This is a genomic window from Frederiksenia canicola (assembly GCF_011455495.1).
In the GTDB taxonomy this organism is placed as follows: Bacteria; Pseudomonadota; Gammaproteobacteria; order Enterobacterales; family Pasteurellaceae; genus Frederiksenia; species Frederiksenia canicola.
The window spans coordinates 430,828-443,632 of the sequence record NZ_CP015029.1 but is presented as its reverse complement, the minus strand read 5'-3'; the positions used below and the strand labels follow the sequence as shown (position 1 = coordinate 443,632).

Sequence of the window (12,805 nt, the reverse complement as noted above, 5' to 3'; positions counted from 1 at the left end):
AAAGTTTTGCAAATGTAAGGCAATCAATCTTTCTACCTTGCATTCTAAAATCACAAAGGAGTTACCTATGAAAATCAAAACATTAGCCTTTTCAACCTTAGCGGTTGCGTTACTTGCAGGTTGCCAAACCGCACCACAAATGGAGATGAGCAAATCAGACAAAATCATCATTGCTCACCGTGGAGCGAGTGGTTATTTACCTGAGCACACGTTAGAGTCCAAAGCCTTAGCATTTGCTCAACATGCGGATTATTTAGAGCAAGATTTAGCGATGACCAAAGACAACCGCTTGATCGTGATCCACGACCACTTCCTTGACGGCTTAACCGATGTGGCAATCGGATTTCCGTATTCATACCTTTGAAGATGAAATCGAATTTATTCAAGGTTTAGAAAAATCCACAGGCAAAAAAGTGGGTATTTATCCTGAAATTAAAGCCCCGTGGTTACATCATCAAGAAGGTAAAGACATCGCCCTTGAAACGCTCAAGGTGTTGAAAAAATACGGTTATGATAGCAAAGACGATATGGTTTACCTACAAACCTTCGACTTCAACGAACTCAAACGCATCAAAACCGAGTTGTTGCCAAAACTCAATATGGACGTGAAATTAGTACAATTAGTCGCCTATACCGACTGGCACGAAACGGAAGAAAAAGACAAGTCTGGCAAATGGGTGAATTATGATTACGACTGGATGTTTAAACCTGGGGCAATGGCGGAAGTGGCGAAATACGCAGACGGTGTAGGCCCGGGTTGGTATATGTTGGTGGATGATAAGCAATCCAAACCAGGCAACATCGTATACACGCCATTAGTAAAAGAGCTGGCAAACTACAAAATGGAGCTACACCCGTACACGGTGCGTAAAGATGCATTAGCCCCATTCTTCACTAATGTGAACGAAATGTACGATGCCTTGCTCAACAAGGCGGGAGCAACAGGTGTGTTCACGGACTTCCCAGACACTGGCGTGGAATTTTTGAAAAAACAGAAATAGTGTCGGAATAAGCGTCACTTAAAATATTCACCGCTTGTATTGGAGAAATACAAGCGGTGACTTTTTATGCATTTTTTGCAAATTTTTGCAAGGAACTGACCGCTTGCTAGTAGGTCTGAGCATCTCGTAAGAGATGCACGTTTCCCTTGCGGCGGAGAAGTCCAGAGCGGTCGAAATATTCGATCAGTTGCACCGTCAGTTTACGACCGTAGCCGATTTCATCTCGCAGCTGATTCACCGAAATCTCGCCATGTTCTGCGATGAACTGTTTGATCAGTTGGGCAAATTCGCTGATCTGTTCGTGCAGTAAAAAGCGGTCTTTCACAATTGGCACGAGATAGCCAAGTTTGCCTGCTTTGTAGAGTAAGTTTCGCATTTGGGTTTCGTCCATCGAGAGTTGGTTGGCGATATCCCGCACCCATAGGGCTTGGTTGGTTGCTGCGAAAAGCGGTCGGATTTCCGCCCAAATGTGCAATTCTTCTGCGGAAAATTCAATGCGATGTTCAGGCGTATGCACCCAGCCACGCGTTTGAGCGAGCTGTTGTGTGCCAAGCAGTTCATCAATTAACGCCAGCACCACAGACTCAGGTTGCTCAAGGGCAGCGATGCGGTGCAAGCGGTTTTTGGTTACGCCGAGCTGGTCGCTATGCTGTTCGTGATAGTGGCGGATTTTCTCAATAATTCGCTGCTGAATTTGCTGTTTGTAGGTAAGATTAAACAGGTGGTTGGCACTGAGAAAATAGTCGCTCTGCTCAGCGAGGGCTTCTAAATCAGTGATGAAAATTTGTTCATTCCACAACAACTGCGGTAAATTGACCGCTTGTTGCTGGAGTTGAACATCAATCCGATCACGATAATCTTCCCCTTTCGCCAATGTTGCCAAATATGCCAAGCGTACTTCGCTGCGTTTATGGCGTTTGGGCGCGTTTATTTCCAAAATTACCGCTCCCGCAACGGTTTGGCTATCATCGCCATTGCGAATAATCAGCTTATCGCCCACCACGCAAGGCAACGGCTGATCGAAAATGACTTCGGCTAAACTCTCGCCAAATCTATCTGTTTGTTTGCGATCAAGCAGGTTTAATTTGCCGGTAATATGGCTTGCGTAGTGATACAAATGTATCATGTTGCTCTCTTTTAGCTCGCTTGCAGCGGTGAGTTTAACGGCAATTCGGTCAGTAGTTTGTGGTTCAAGTTGAGTGATCCAATCGCCCCGCTGAATCTCATCTTTCTCCGCATTAGCGATATTTAACGCCAGTCGTTGTCCCGCCAAGCCCACGGCAGACGGCTGATTTTGGGCATGAATATTTTTAACCCGCACTTTTTTACCGTTCGAGAGAAAAAATTCATCGCCAATGTGTACCTTGCCCGCCACTGCCGTGCCTGTCACCACCAAGCCAGCCCCTTTGACGTTAAACACTCGGTCAATCGCATAACGAAACGGTTTGTGTAGCGGTTGCAGCTCTTGCGAGAGTTCAATCAGATGCTCTTTCAGCTCGTCAATGCCTGTTTGGGTTTCCGTTGATGTCACAAAAAATGGTGAGTTCGCTAAAAATGGATAACGCTGGCGAAGTTGGTTGGATAACTGAAAAATCTGCTCTGCACTCGCTCGATCGGATTTGGTCAGAACCACGATAATTTGCTTAAAATTCAATAAATTAAGAATGGTGAGATGTTCTTCTGTTTGCGGTTTAATCCCTTCATCCGCTGCCACCACCAACAAGGCGTGCTGAATCCCCCCTAGTCCCGCCAACATATTTGACAAAAACCGCTGATGCCCCGGCACGTCAATAAAGCCAATCACTCGATCTTCGATCGGCAAATAGGCATAGCCTAAATCAATCGTCAGCCCTCGCCGCTTTTCTTCGGGCAAATGGGCGGTATGCGTGCCTGTTAAGGCATTTAATAATGAGGTTTTGCCGTGATCGACATGGCCGGAAGTGACGATGATCATTGCTTTCTCCTAAAGATTTGCCACACTTTCGAACCTGCGAATAAGTCATCATAACGTGTGGTTTTTTTGTGCATTGTGGTTCTCTCATTTTGTTGGGGGGATCTGTATGTTCCCTGTTTTCTCTTTGCAAAATAGTATGCAAAACTGACCGCTTGTTGTGGACGGGCACATCGATCCGCCTCTCCTCGACAATTAATACAGCTAGTTTCCTTTTCTATAGCTTAATAGCTTGTTTCGTTTCCAACATCTCAACCAGTTCCCCAAACTCCGCGACGGATCGTAAATCCAACCACATTTTTTGTTGGTGAATTCGGGCGATGATAGGTTGTGGGTAGGTTTTGAAATGTTTTTCTAAATCAAGCAAATCGCTTTGTTTGCTTGCAGAAATCGTCACCGCAATGGATGGAATTTGCTCCGTTGGCAAGGCACCACTGCCTATTTGGGCAAGGCTGGGCTCGATTTGCAAAAGATAGCGAGAATCTAACCGCTTGTGGAGAGTGGTTTTGAGTTGCTCTGCCTTGTACTGTAAGTTCTCAAGCGATTGCGTGAGTAGCTGTAGCGTTGGGAGATTTTCTGCCAATTTGTCAGGGAAAAGATAGTGGCGAAGGGTGGCTTCAAGGGCGGATAAAATCACTTTATCGCATCGTAAAACTCGTTTGAGCGGGTGCTGTTGCAAGCGGTCAATCAAGGCTTTTTTGCCGATAATGATGCCTGCTTGTGGGCCGCTGAGCAGTTTATCGCCTGAAAAGGAAACCAAATCCACACCCTCGGCGATTTTTTGTTGCACCATTGGTTCTTCAGGCAAGTTGAAGGCGGTTAAATCCGCGAGTGAGCCGCTACCGAGATCGCTGATGACGGGCAAATCAAATTCTTTGCCGAGCTCCACCAATTCTTCTTCGCTGACACTCGCAGTAAAGCCTTGAATATGAAAGTTACTGGTGTGAATTTTCATTAAAAAGGCAGTATTTTCGTTGATGGCGTGACGATAATCGCGTAAATGGGTGCGATTGGTCGTGCCGACTTCCACCAATTTGCAGCCCGCTTGCTGCATAATATCGGGAATGCGAAACGCTCCGCCGATTTCCACCAACTCGCCCCGAGAAACGATCACTTCTTTACCCTGAGCAAAGGTGGCTAACATCAACAACACTGCCGCAGCGTTGTTATTCACCACGCAAGCGGCTTCAGCGCCCGTAATTTGTTGTAATAATTGAGAAATATAGAGATCACGATGGCTGCGTTTGCCCGCATCAATATCAAACTCCAACGCCACATTGTGCTTCATCGCATCAGTCGCTGCGGCAATCGCCCCCTGCGACCACAGCCCCCGCCCTAAATTGGTGTGTAGCACTGTGCCGGTTAGATTGAACACTTTTTTAATCGCCACCTGTTTTTGAGCCTGCAAACGGTCAGAAATCACGTCAAAAATGCCATTTTCTGTTTGTATAACATCGGGCAGGCTTTGATCTTGTTGAATTTGGTGGCGGATTTGCTCAATCAGCGAGCGAGCCTGATCTACAAAGGCATGATGTCCAAATTCCGCCACTAACGCAGAGCCTTGTGGTGTTTTGAGCAATTTATCAACAGAAGGAATGGCACGAAATAGGTTTTGCATTGGGGTGATCTCTTTGAGAAATTTTGCACAATTCTAATAAATTCAGTAGAATATCGCCACTTTTTCGGAGGTGTGTCATATCCGGTGATGTGGCAGGACTTCAAATCCTGTTGAGGACGCCAGCGTTCTCGGGTGGGTTCGACTCCCATACGCCTCCGCCAATATCTCAATTTTATCCATTCCATGACCATCAAAACCAAACGTCCAACCTTGCAAGACATCGCAGATTCGCTCGGTATTACTAAAATGACGGTGAGTCGTTATTTGCGTCAGCCTGAATCCGTGGCGGTGGAAACTCGCCAAAAAATTGCAGAAGCGGTAGAACGGCTTGGTTATATTCCCAATAAAGCACCGAATATGTTGTTCAATGCTCGCAGTCGTGCGATTGGGGTGCTTGTGCCGTCTTTAACTAACCAAGTGTTTGCCGATGTGATTAAAGGGATTGAGCAAGTGACAGATGCCGCAGGCTACCAAACGATGTTAGCTCACTATGGATACAGCCAAGAAAAAGAAGAACAACGGATTGAGTCTTTGCTCTCTTATCATGTAGATGGCTTAATTTTATCTGAAACAGGGCATTCAAAACGCACGTTAAAAATGTTGAAAACGGCGAATATTCCCGTGATTGAAATTATGGAAACGAGTGAGATTGGGGCACAACAAGCGGTGGGTTTTGACAATATTTCTGCAGCTCAAGCGATGACTGAAACGATGATTGCTCGTGGCTGCCGTCATATTGTCTATTTTTCAGCTCGAATGGATAAACGTACGCAATTGAAAATGCAGGGGTATGAACAGGCGATGCGTAAACATCATCTTGTGCCGCAGAGCTTATGTACCGAGCAACCCTCTTCGTTTTCGCTCGGGGCGGAGCAGCTTCGCCAAGCATTACAGGCGTACCCTAACATCGACGGTATTTTTTGTACTAATGATGATTTGGCGATCGGGGCATTGTTTGAATGCCAACGATTAGGCATTAAAGTGCCTGAACAAATTGCGATTGCTGGCTTCCATGGGCACGATGTGGGGCAATCGCTCACGCCACAGCTTGCCACCGTAATTACGCCCCGTTTAGCGATTGGGCAAACCGCAGCTCAGGCACTGTTGGCTCGGATTGATGGCACAACACCATTTAGCCCGATTATCAATTTAGGCTATCAAATTCACTTAGGTGAAAGCATTTAAAGCAGCGGTTGTAATGCTTGCACGCAGCGTTTGACCACTTCTTCAAAGCTCGCATCAATATCAATAAAAATCACATCAGACTCATCAGCTTGCGGTACTTCTAGGGTATCAAACTGACTTTTGAGCATGTCGGCTTTCATATAATGTCCTTGGCGTTTTTTCATTCGTTCCAACACCAACTCAAATTCCCCGTGTAAAAACAAGAAATGCAAGCGGTTATTTCCTTGGCGAATTTTGTCACGATAGGCTTTTTTTAAGGCTGAGCAAACAATAATGCCTTGTTCATTTTTTTGTATCAGACTAAAAGCGGCATCGTTGATCCGCTCTAACCAAGGTTCGCGATCTTGATCGTTTAACGGAATGCCTTGCCCCATTTTGAGAATATTAGCTCTTGGGTGCAGATCATCGCCATCAATCAATTTGAGATGGAGTCGTTCAGCCACTGCGGTGCCAACTGACGTTTTGCCTGTACTTGATACGCCCATCAAAATAAATGCTTTTCCGTTAGACATAAATCCCCCATACTTGATGTTACTTATAACATTATTCTATTCTGTTGTCTGGTTAAATAGCGAGAATATTCTTATCAAAATTTGAACCTGTTCACATTTTTGAAATAATTTTGGCGAAAATATTTACATGTTTTTAGGTTGAATGTATGTTACCTGTAACAAATCAACCACAGGAGGTTTCCTATGCCTATTTTGATTATGGTCGTAGCGATTGTGCTATTGCTGGTTTTAATAATGAAATTCCGAGTTCACGCCTTTGTGGCGTTAGTCAGCGTGAGTTTACTGACTGCTTTGGCGTCAGGCATTGCGATTGATAAAGTGCTCCCTACGATGTTGAGTGGATTTGGTGGAACACTCGCGTCTGTCGCCTTATTAGTTGGGCTTGGGGCGATGATTGGGCGTTTGCTGGAAATCACTGGCGGAGCCAAAGTGTTAGCCGATACCTTAATCAATAAATTTGGGGCCGAAAAGGCACCTTTTGCGTTGGGGGTGGCTTCACTGCTATTTGGTTTCCCCATTTTCTTTGATGCAGGCTTGGTTGTGATGCTGCCGATTATTTTCAGCGTAGCGAAGCAGTTTGGTGGCTCTGTACTGCGTTATGCCTTGCCATCAGCAGGGGCGTTTGCGGTAATGCACGCCTTTTTACCACCGCATCCAGGGCCAGTGGCATCGGGGGATTTACTCGGCGTGAATATGGGGTTACTGGTCATTGTTGGGCTAGCCTGTGCTATTCCAACATGGTATATCGGCACCTATTTATTCAGTAAATGGGTCAGTGAACGCATTCACGTTGATTTACCAAAAGCCTTTTTAAATGCGATGTCCGTGAATGAAGTGGCGGTACAAAATCCACCAAGTTTCAGACGTGTTTTAACCGTATTGTTACTGCCTATTTTCCTGATTTTATTTGACACAGGTTTGAACACACTGAGCGTTGCCAAAGTGATCGATGGTTCAGAACTTTGGGTACAAAGTCTGCGTTTAATCGGCAAAACACCTGTAGCATTATTAATCACCCTGATTGTCGCGATTGCGTTGCTGCGTGGGAATCGTAGCTTTGAGCAAATTGAAAATATCTGCAACAATGCCCTTGGGCCGATCTGTTCGATTATTTTGGTCACCGGTGCAGGCGGAATGTTCGGTGGCGTATTGCGTGCGAGCGGCATTGGTGATGTGCTGTCGGGTTTACTTGCCGACACGGGAATGCCAATTATTGTCGCTGCTTTCTTAATTGCTACGATTTTCCGTGTTGCACAAGGTTCAGCAACGGTAGCATTGACCACGACCGCAGCCCTGATCGCCCCATTAGTGGCGAATGCCCCAGAATTGAGTCAATTTGATCTCTGCTTTATCGTGATTGCCATTGCGTCGGGTGCGACAGTGCTTTCCCACGTGAACGATTCTGGGTTCTGGCTGGTGAGCCGCTTCTTAGAAATGGACGAAAAAACCACGCTCAAGACGTGGACACTGCTTGAAACATCTATCGGCTTAGTCGGTTTTGCGATTGCCTTAATCGGCAGCCTCTTGCTCTAGTCGTATGACAAGCGGTCAGATCCGCTGAAAATTTTGCAAATGTTGTCTTTGCAAAAAAAAGCTAGGATCTGACCGCTTGTCAGCAAAAATGCGACGTACTTCATACTTTTCACAAAAATTTAACAACCCCTCCCAAAATCTTGCTACACTTTTCCCGTGAAGACTTTTCTAGAGACGGAGTGAGAAATGCAGCAATCAACTCAACAAATCATCGAACAAACAGAACAATTTGGGGCGAAGAATTATCTGCCATTGCCGATTGTGATCAGCAAAGCTCAAGGCATTTGGGTCGAAGATCCAGAAGGAAAACGCTATTTGGATATGCTCAGTGCCTACTCAGCGGTAAATCAAGGGCATTGCCATCCGAAAATTGTGCAGGCGTTGAAAGATCAAGCCGAGCGAGTGACGCTCACTTCACGGGCGTTTTATAACGATCAACTTGCCCCTTGGTACGAAAAAATCTGCAAACTCGGTAAAAAATCCATGGCGTTGCCGATGAATACGGGGGCAGAAGCGGTTGAAACGGCGATTAAAACCGCACGCCGTTGGGCATATGATGTGAAAGGAGTGGCAAAAGATCGGGCAGAAATCATTGCTTGTGTGGGCAATTTTCATGGTCGTACGATGGCAGCCGTTTCCCTTTCGTCCGATGCTGATTATCAACGTGGCTTTGGGCCTTTGCTACCGGGGATCAAACTGGTGCCTTACGGCGATTTAGATGCCCTGAAAAATGCCATCACTCCAAACACTGCAGCATTCTTAGTTGAGCCAATTCAAGGCGAAGCAGGCATTTTAATTCCACCAACAGGCTTCCTAAAATCTGCTTACGCACTCTGCAAACAACACAATGTGCTGTTTATCGCGGACGAAATCCAAGCAGGGCTTGGTCGCACAGGGAAACTGTTTGCGTGCGAATGGGAAGGTTTCGAGCCAGATATGTACATTCTCGGTAAAGCTCTCGGTGGCGGCGTGTTCCCGATTTCTTGTGTTCTAGCAGACAAAGCGATTTTAGGCGTATTCAACCCAGGTTCTCACGGTTCAACTTTCGGGGGGAACCCCTTGGCGTGTGCGGTGTCGATCGCTGCACTTGATGTATTAGTTGAAGAAAACTTGGCGGAGCGTTCCCGTGAATTAGGCGAATACTTCTTGACGGAGCTGAAAAAAATCCAGCACCCGAAAATCAAAGAAGTACGAGGGCGTGGCTTGTTCATTGGCTTGGAGCTGACTGAGGCTGCTCGCCCATACTGCGAAGCCTTGAAAGAGAAAGGTTTGCTGTGCAAAGAAACCCACGACACTGTCATTCGTTTCGCCCCGCCACTTGTGATCGAAAAAGCCGATCTTGATTGGGCGTTGGAACGCATTCGGGAAGTATTGAGCTAAGTAAAACGGAAGGGCAACAAGCGGTCAGATCCGACCAAATTTTTGCAAAATGTTCGCAGGATCTGACCGCTTGTATTTTTGGTTAAAAAACAAACTGGCTTTTAGTAGTTCTCCACATTACAAATAACCTATTGTTTTTATTAAATTATTTATCCAATATAAGATCTTGTTTTGAGTTATACAGGATCTTTTTTCCGATCTATCACAATTTTATCCACAGATGATGGGGATAATCTTACCTTGAATGTGAATAAGCCATCAAATTTTAACAAATCACGATCAAGTTATTCATGTATGTGAGTTTAAACAGCGATCAAATGTGAATACATACAGTGAATATTGATCGACAAAACCAGTAGAAAAGATCCGAGGATCGTGTTGCGATCATCTTATTCCCAAGTTGAGTTCAGAAAGTTATCAACAAATATTCAACTTTTCCACAGAGTTATCCACAGTTGGTAAATTTTTTCAGGAAACTGACCGCTTGTTGCTCCCCTTTTTGGTTGTTCAATCGGCAGAATTATGAAACAATTCTCTCCTATTGTATTCACGCAAAACAAGGCGGTCTAAGTTGATCGATTTTGATGGTTACCGCCCAAATGTTGGTATCGTCATCTGCAATAAACAAGGGCAAGTTCTCTGGGCAAAACGGTTTGGACAAAATTCGTGGCAGTTTCCGCAAGGAGGCATTAACGAAGGTGAAAACATTGAAACAGCAATGTACCGTGAGCTTTATGAAGAAGTCGGTTTATCTAAAAAAGATGTGCGGGTGCTTTGGGCATCGAAGTATTGGCTAAAATATAAACTCCCTAAGCGATTGGTTCGTACGGAAAATACCCATCCAGTGTGTATCGGGCAGAAGCAGCGTTGGTTCTTATTACAACTGGTTAGCCCTGAGAGTATGATCAATTTGAAAACAAGCAAAACGCCAGAATTTGATGGTTGGCGTTGGGTGAGTTTTTGGTATCCAGTGCGACAGGTTGTGTCGTTCAAGCGGGATGTTTATCGCAAAGTAATGAAAGAATTCGCTCAAGTGTTAATGAGCAATCACCCACCAAAAGATCTGCAGCCGCAAGAACGTAAAGAATCTCGTCCAGAACGACGGGAATCTCGTAAACCTTATCGCGTAAACAAGGGGAAACAACGTGATTGAAATCTTTTTTAGCTGTTTAGCCTTAGGGGCTGTTGTGGGATTTTTGGCAGGGCTGTTTGGTATCGGCGGCGGGCTGATTATTGTGCCTGTGTTGGTTTATCTCTTTCCATTAGTGGGAATTCCAAACGAATATTTGATGTCGATGGCACTCGGCACTTCCTTTTCGACTATCGTGGTCACGGCATTTTCTGCTGCACATCGTCACCATAAAAACGGCAATGTTGATTGGCAAGTGAGCAAATATTTTATCCCAGCGTTGATGATTTCGGTTTTTATTGCAGGTTTTGCAGTCACCAGCGTGCCAAAAGAGCAAATGTCGAAGATTTTTGCGGTGATCGTGCTGTTTTTAGCTGGAAAAATGCTGTTTTCCTTGAAGAAAAAAGCGTCACAAGTCAAGCCAATTACCCCCCAATCCACCATTATTGCTGGTAGCATTATTGGTGTGATTTCGAGCATGGCGGGCATTGCAGGTGGAGGGCTTATCGTGCCTTATTTGGATGGGCGTGGCATTGAGATGAAACGAGCCATTGGCACCTCTTCTTTCTGTGGGGCATTGCTTGGGGTTTCAGCGACCTTCAGTTTTATTTTCAACGGCTGGAATATGCCGAATTTGCCTGAGTATTCCTTAGGTTATGTCTATTTGCCAGCGTTACTTGGTATTACCTTAACTTCTTTTTTCACTTCAAAATTAGGGGCTAACGCCGCTAATGTGCTACCTGTGCCTGTACTGAAAAAAGCCTTTGCAGTGTTGCTGGTCTGCATTGCGATCAATATGTTTTTAAAATAGCGAGAACAAATGAACGAATTTATGATTTTCCCACAAATCGACCCTGTGGCAATAAAACTCGGACCGTTAGCCATCCATTGGTATGGCTTGATGTATCTATTCGGCTTCGGTTTTGCCTATTGGTTAGGCTACAAACGAGCTAAAAGTTCCCACGGTGTCTGGACAACAGATCAAGTCGATCAACTGCTGTTTAACGGTTTTTTCGGCGTGATTTTAGGTGGGCGTATTGGTGATGTCTTGTTTTACAGTTTCGACCGCTTACTTGCTGATCCGCTTTATTTGTTTCGCATTTGGGAAGGCGGAATGTCGTTCCATGGCGGTTTGATCGGGGTGATTTTGGCGATGATCTGGACGTCTCGCCGTCAGCAACGTGCTTTCTGGCAAACGGCGGATTTTGTCGCCCCACTCGTGCCTGTTGGCTTGGGGCTAGGGCGAATTGGTAATTTCATCAACGGCGAACTTTGGGGGCGAACCACCGATGTGCCTTGGGCGATGATTTTCCCGCACGTTGATCATCTCCCTCGCCACCCCTCGCAGCTCTATCAAGCCGCATTAGAAGGCGTGGCATTGTTCGTGATTTTAAACCTATTCATTCGTAAACCACGCCCGACAGGTGCAGTAGCAGGGCTGTTCTTGCTTTGCTATGGCATTTTCCGCTTCCTTGTGGAATATGTACGAGAAATCGACCACAGTGTCAATGTCACCACTGATCTGATCACGCGCGGACAAGAACTCTCCCTACCGATGATTATTGGCGGAGTGGTGATTATGGCGATTGCCTATAAGAAACAATAACCAGTAAGGGCGGATCTGCCAGTCTGCCCATAACAAGCGGTTGGTTTTACTCACAAATTCCTTAGGGAATTTGTTCGCCCCTTCGGGGTCGTTGGCAAAGCCAACGTTCAAAATGCTAAAGCATTTTGTACCGAATTTTTTGCAAATCAAAAATGGGCGGACACCTAGATCCGCCGCTACAACATAGCGAGATAATACCATGACCCCCAAATTCAAACTCATCGGCTTTGACTTAGACGGCACCTTAGTCGATAGCCTGCCTGATCTTGCGCTTTCGCTCAATTCTGCCTTTGCGGAAGTGGGCTTGCCACAAGCCCCTGAAGAGTTGGTGCTAACGTGGATTGGCAACGGGGCGGATATTCTGTTCGCCCGTGGGCTAGAATGGACGGGTAGAGCCGATGAATTTTCTGCTGAACAGCTAGCTCAACTGAAACGCCGTTTTGGGCAATTCTACGGCGAAAATGTGTGTAACATCAGCAAACTCTACCCAAACGTGAAAGCAACGCTCGAAAAATTGCATGCCCAAGGCTACATTTTAGCGGTGGTCACTAACAAGCCGACCAAGCATGTTCAGCCAGTGTTGCATGCCTTTGGCATCGATCACCTATTCAGCGAAGCCCTTGGTGGACAATCGCTCCCCGCAATCAAACCACACCCTGCTCCGCTCTACTATTTATGCGGTAAATTCGGGTTATATCCGCACGAAATGCTATTTGTTGGTGATTCGAAAAACGATATTCTTGCTGCCCAAAATGCCGGCTGCCAAAGCGTTGGCTTAACCTACGGCTACAACTACAACATCCCAATCAGGGATTCTAAGCCGGATTATGTATGCGATGATTTTGCGGAAATTTTAGAGATTGTCGGTGAGTGATTTGCAAAACTTTTGT

The 12,805-nt window shown here is 45.7% G+C and carries 12 protein-coding genes, 1 tRNA gene and 1 pseudogene; 10 read left to right on the top strand and 4 right to left on the bottom strand.

The annotated features are described in order from the left end of the window. Window positions 1-67: 67 nt before the first annotated feature. Window positions 68-1,001, top strand: a pseudogene (gene glpQ, locus A4G17_RS02175) (glycerophosphodiester phosphodiesterase). Between the two features lie 106 nt (window positions 1,002-1,107). On the opposite strand, the gene selB reads toward glpQ, so the two are convergent. Together selB and selA are read right to left on the bottom strand one after the other, a co-directional pair. Continuing rightward, window positions 1,108-2,955 (bottom strand): selenocysteine-specific translation elongation factor, encoded by a 1,848-nt coding sequence (selB, locus tag A4G17_RS02170; protein WP_123957029.1) that lies wholly within the window; start codon window positions 2,953-2,955, stop codon window positions 1,108-1,110. Between the two features lie 214 nt (window positions 2,956-3,169). Then, on the bottom strand, window positions 3,170-4,570 hold the full coding sequence (selA, locus tag A4G17_RS02165) for an L-seryl-tRNA(Sec) selenium transferase (RefSeq protein ID WP_123957028.1): 1,401 nt from the start codon (window positions 4,568-4,570) through the stop codon (window positions 3,170-3,172). Window positions 4,571-4,636: 66 nt separating this feature from the next. Between selA and A4G17_RS02160 the strand changes: the two genes are divergently transcribed. Together A4G17_RS02160 and gntR are read left to right on the top strand one after the other, a co-directional pair. After that, window positions 4,637-4,731, top strand: a tRNA-Sec gene (locus tag A4G17_RS02160). Between the two features lie 22 nt (window positions 4,732-4,753). Further along, window positions 4,754-5,755, top strand: coding sequence for a gluconate operon transcriptional repressor GntR (gene gntR / locus A4G17_RS02155; RefSeq protein ID WP_123957027.1), 1,002 nt, complete (start codon window positions 4,754-4,756; stop codon window positions 5,753-5,755). Here the strand turns inward: gntR and A4G17_RS02150 are convergent. Beyond that, window positions 5,752-6,267, bottom strand: a complete 516-nt coding sequence (locus tag A4G17_RS02150; protein ID WP_123957026.1) for a gluconokinase — start codon at window positions 6,265-6,267, stop codon at window positions 5,752-5,754. The two genes, gntR and A4G17_RS02150, sit on opposite strands and share 4 nt — an antisense overlap. A gap of 183 nt (window positions 6,268-6,450) precedes the next feature. Between A4G17_RS02150 and A4G17_RS02145 the strand changes: the two genes are divergently transcribed. From A4G17_RS02145 to lgt, 6 genes are all read left to right on the top strand, one after another. Next, on the top strand, window positions 6,451-7,800 hold the full coding sequence (locus A4G17_RS02145) for a GntP family permease (RefSeq protein WP_123957025.1): 1,350 nt from the start codon (window positions 6,451-6,453) through the stop codon (window positions 7,798-7,800). Between the two features lie 186 nt (window positions 7,801-7,986). After that, a complete protein-coding gene (locus A4G17_RS02140; protein WP_123957024.1) occupies window positions 7,987-9,180 on the top strand; it encodes an ornithine--oxo-acid transaminase in 1,194 nt (397 codons plus the stop codon). Beyond that, on the top strand, window positions 9,144-9,266 hold the full coding sequence (locus A4G17_RS10330; protein ID WP_257792951.1) for a hypothetical protein: 123 nt from the start codon (window positions 9,144-9,146) through the stop codon (window positions 9,264-9,266). The genes A4G17_RS02140 and A4G17_RS10330 overlap by 37 nt, the downstream gene beginning before the upstream one ends. A gap of 485 nt (window positions 9,267-9,751) precedes the next feature. Further along, window positions 9,752-10,333, top strand: a complete 582-nt coding sequence (gene rppH, locus A4G17_RS02135) for an RNA pyrophosphohydrolase (RefSeq protein WP_123957023.1) — start codon at window positions 9,752-9,754, stop codon at window positions 10,331-10,333. Then, window positions 10,326-11,120, top strand: a complete 795-nt coding sequence (locus A4G17_RS02130) for a sulfite exporter TauE/SafE family protein (protein WP_123957022.1) — start codon at window positions 10,326-10,328, stop codon at window positions 11,118-11,120. The genes rppH and A4G17_RS02130 overlap by 8 nt, the downstream gene beginning before the upstream one ends. Window positions 11,121-11,129: 9 nt before the next feature. Next, window positions 11,130-11,915: a prolipoprotein diacylglyceryl transferase gene (gene lgt / locus A4G17_RS02125; protein WP_123957021.1), complete on the top strand. Its 786-nt coding sequence runs from the start codon at window positions 11,130-11,132 to the stop codon at window positions 11,913-11,915. On the opposite strand, the gene A4G17_RS02120 is transcribed toward lgt, so the two are convergent. Further along, window positions 11,859-12,116, bottom strand: a complete 258-nt coding sequence (locus tag A4G17_RS02120) for a hypothetical protein (protein ID WP_165894253.1) — start codon at window positions 12,114-12,116, stop codon at window positions 11,859-11,861. The genes lgt and A4G17_RS02120 overlap by 57 nt on opposite strands. Between A4G17_RS02120 and A4G17_RS02115 the strand changes: the two genes are divergently transcribed. Next, on the top strand, window positions 12,115-12,789 hold the full coding sequence (locus tag A4G17_RS02115; protein WP_123957019.1) for a phosphoglycolate phosphatase: 675 nt from the start codon (window positions 12,115-12,117) through the stop codon (window positions 12,787-12,789). The genes A4G17_RS02120 and A4G17_RS02115 overlap by 2 nt on opposite strands. The last annotated feature ends 16 nt before the right edge of the window (window positions 12,790-12,805 follow it).

Bases quoted from the DNA above. Each gene is read 5' to 3' on its own strand.
- selB (WP_123957029.1), bottom strand. From the start codon at position 2,955: ATGATCATCGTCACTTCCGGCCATGTCGATCACGGCAAAACCTCATTA.
- selA (WP_123957028.1), bottom strand. From the start codon at position 4,570: ATGCAAAACCTATTTCGTGCCATTCCTTCTGTTGATAAATTGCTCAAA.
- gntR (WP_123957027.1), top strand. From the start codon at position 4,754: ATGACCATCAAAACCAAACGTCCAACCTTGCAAGACATCGCAGATTCG.
- A4G17_RS02150 (WP_123957026.1), bottom strand. From the start codon at position 6,267: ATGTCTAACGGAAAAGCATTTATTTTGATGGGCGTATCAAGTACAGGC.
- A4G17_RS02145 (WP_123957025.1), top strand. From the start codon at position 6,451: ATGCCTATTTTGATTATGGTCGTAGCGATTGTGCTATTGCTGGTTTTA.
- A4G17_RS02140 (WP_123957024.1), top strand. From the start codon at position 7,987: ATGCAGCAATCAACTCAACAAATCATCGAACAAACAGAACAATTTGGG.
- lgt (WP_123957021.1), top strand. From the start codon at position 11,130: ATGAACGAATTTATGATTTTCCCACAAATCGACCCTGTGGCAATAAAA.
- A4G17_RS02115 (WP_123957019.1), top strand. From the start codon at position 12,115: ATGACCCCCAAATTCAAACTCATCGGCTTTGACTTAGACGGCACCTTA.
- A4G17_RS02120 (WP_165894253.1), bottom strand. From the start codon at position 12,116: ATGGTATTATCTCGCTATGTTGTAGCGGCGGATCTAGGTGTCCGCCCA.